2 tRNA genes and 1 rRNA gene are annotated in these 521 nt (G+C 43.6%); all 3 read left to right on the top strand.

The annotated features are described in order from the left end of the window. Positions 1-88 (top strand): 16S ribosomal RNA (locus CBX98_RS25355); the annotation flags it as partial. Positions 89-183: 95 nt separating this feature from the next. Continuing rightward, positions 184-259 (top strand) — tRNA-Ala (locus CBX98_RS25350). A gap of 11 nt (positions 260-270) precedes the next feature. Beyond that, positions 271-346: transfer RNA gene (locus CBX98_RS25345), tRNA-Glu, on the top strand. The last annotated feature ends 175 nt before the right edge of the window (positions 347-521 follow it).

The following is a 521-nucleotide window of genomic DNA, read 5'->3' as shown; positions in this document are numbered from 1 at the left end:
GGGGACGCTTACCACTTTGTGGTTCATGACTGGGGTGAAGTCGTAACAAGGTAGCGCTAGGGGAACCTGGCGCTGGATCACCTCCTTAAACGATGATTATTGCGATGAGTGTTCACACAGATTGATATGGTTTAGATTTCAGAGCAAAATTGGTTTTGCATAAAATGCTGAAGCAATTTATGTGGGGCTATAGCTCAGCTGGGAGAGCGCTTCGCTGGCAGCGAAGAGGTCATCGGTTCGATCCCGATTAGCTCCACCACATACTTCTGTGTCCCGTTCGTCTAGAGGCCTAGGACACCGCCCTTTCACGGCGGTAACAGGGGTTCGACTCCCCTACGGGATACCATCTTTAAACATTCTCTCTTGAGAGTTTTTAAAAATGGTTACTTCATTAGAAGTGATTAGCTCTTTAACAATTTGGAAAGCTGACAAAACAACAATTTATTGTTGTTTGTAAAGTTCTCAATGTTTATCGAAAGATAAACACCAAAAAACACATTCAAGTGTTCTTGGCTTTTTGT

Origin of the sequence: Vibrio sp. T9 (genome assembly GCF_003123985.1) — a bacterium.
In the GTDB taxonomy this organism is placed as follows: Bacteria; Pseudomonadota; Gammaproteobacteria; order Enterobacterales; family Vibrionaceae; genus Vibrio; species Vibrio diabolicus.
This window is presented reverse-complemented; position numbering and strand designations above follow the sequence as displayed.